Origin of the sequence: Herbaspirillum lusitanum P6-12, from assembly GCF_000256565.1 — a bacterium.
Lineage (GTDB): Bacteria > Pseudomonadota > Gammaproteobacteria > Burkholderiales > Burkholderiaceae_D > Herbaspirillum > Herbaspirillum lusitanum.
Map to the genome: position 1 here is coordinate 1 of NZ_AJHH01000174.1, position 1901 is coordinate 1901.

The window sequence follows — 1901 nt, forward strand, 5'->3', positions numbered from 1 at the left end:
GTCGCCGGCGCTGGATCGCTTCAGCCTGTCGGCAGGCGCCTACTACGTTGACCCGACTTTCCGCGTCAACGCCAACTCGCACTACGGCTCGTACCAGTCCGGCGACATCGACCGCGACCGCACCGCCTTGCCGCGCGTCCGCGCCGAGCTGCTGCTGTTCGACAGCCAAGGACTGTCGTTCGACTATTTCACTTACAAGAAAAATTACGGCGGCGCCATCAACCGCACCATTCCCGTGGGCACCGGCTCCACCCTCAATGGCAATGGCGACGCCAACATCCAGGTGGACATGGCGTCGCTGGCCTACAAGTGGTGGATCGGCCAAGGCAACGACGTCTTCGGCATCGGCCTCGGCGCCGGCTACTATCGCGCCAAGATTGACGTCAATGCGGCAGCCACGCTCAACGGCGCGGCCGGCACGTTCAGCGACAGCTACTCCGAAAAAACCTGGGCGCCGCTGCTGGAAGTCGGCTGGAAGCATGCCTTCAGCAAGGACCTCCGTCTCTATGCGGAAGCCTCCGGCGTGAAGAAGAACTGGGGCAGGGTCACCGGCCACATCTATGGCGCAGCAGTCGGCGCCGAGTGGTATCCGCTGGCCAACCTGGGTATCGGCGCCGACTACGGCATCACGCGCATCAAGATCAACCGCGACGGCGGCGGCGCCATCGACGACGCCAATCTGGATATCCGCCTGAAAGGTCCGTCGGCTTACGTGAAGGTACGTTTCTGACATGGACGCCATGCGGCTTCGCATGGCGACGATGAACGCTGCAACCCTGCAGTAACAACAAGGAGAACAACATGACACTCGGCACCATACTTCTGATCGTTCTTATCCTGATCCTGATCGGCGCCCTGCCGACCTGGCCGCATAGCCGCTCATGGGGTTATGCCCCCAGCGGGATTGCCGGCACGATCGTCATCATCCTGTTGATCCTGGTGCTGCTCGGACGACTATAGTCCCGGGGATTTCATGCCGCGCAGGGCAAACAGGATATGATGGCGGCGTTGCACCTTGAGAGGGTGCAACGCCGTTCATCATTTCTACCCGAGGAGTCTGCAACGATGAGAAAAAATCGCCGACCACACCTGCTTCTGATGCCGCTCCTGCTGGCGGCCGGCATTGCCGCCGCTGCCGTGCATGCGCCGGCGTTGGCCGCTGAAGAAGACGTTTCCCAGGAAGATCCCGCACGCTGGTATCAAGGCGACGACACCGCCCGGTTGCACTACAAAACGCTGGTCAAAGAAGCCCGCGCCGCCGGGGCCCAGGCGCTGCAGGAATGCAAATCCCTCAAAGGCGCGGAAGCCAAGGGCTGCCGCAAGGAAGCACGCGACAATCAGAACAGCGATCTGGCACGCGCCAAACGCATTCTGAAGGCACGCAGCGCCGTCGAATGAACCGGACACGCTCGCGGTAGACTGCGTCTTCACAGAAGCGAAAAAAGGGGACCCGCGGGTCTTGAGGGTGCAACGCCGTTCATCATTTCTACCCGAGGAGTCTGCAACGATGAGAAAAAATCGCCGACCACACCTGCTTCTGATGCCGCTCCTGCTGGCGGCCGGCATTGCCGCCGCTGCCGTGCATGCGCCGGCGTTGGCCGCTGAAGAAGACGTTTCCCAGGAAGATCCCGCACGCTGGTATCAAGGCGACGACACCGCCCGGTTGCACTACAAAACGCTGGTCAAAGAAGCCCGCGCCGCCGGGGCCCAGGCGCTGCAGGAATGCAAATCCCTCAAAGGCGCGGAAGCCAAGGGCTGCCGCAAGGAAGCACGCGACAATCAGAACAGCGATCTGGCACGCGCCAAACGCATTCTGAAGGCACGCAGCGCCGTCGAATGAACCGGACACGCTCGCGGTAGACTGCGTCTTCACAGAAGCGAAAAAAGGGGACCCGCGGGTC

4 protein-coding genes are annotated in these 1901 nt (G+C 62.0%); all 4 read left to right on the forward strand.

Annotated elements, in window-relative coordinates:
* A partial coding sequence (locus HLUSI_RS0106060; RefSeq protein WP_016833118.1) for an autotransporter outer membrane beta-barrel domain-containing protein occupies nucleotides 1–730 on the forward strand: 730 nt, incomplete at its 5' end.
* Between the two features lie 71 nt (nucleotides 731–801).
* Nucleotides 802–960 carry a DUF3309 family protein gene (locus HLUSI_RS31350; RefSeq protein WP_016833119.1) on the forward strand — a complete coding sequence of 53 codons (159 nt, stop codon included), beginning with the start codon at nucleotides 802–804 and terminating at the stop codon, nucleotides 958–960.
* A 138-nt stretch (nucleotides 961–1098) separates the two neighbouring features.
* Nucleotides 1099–1398, forward strand: a complete 300-nt coding sequence (locus HLUSI_RS0106070; protein ID WP_016833120.1) for a hypothetical protein — start codon at nucleotides 1099–1101, stop codon at nucleotides 1396–1398.
* 142 nt (nucleotides 1399–1540) lie between these two features.
* On the forward strand, nucleotides 1541–1840 hold the full coding sequence (locus HLUSI_RS0106075; protein WP_016833120.1) for a hypothetical protein: 300 nt from the start codon (nucleotides 1541–1543) through the stop codon (nucleotides 1838–1840).
* Nucleotides 1841–1901 lie beyond the last annotated feature (61 nt).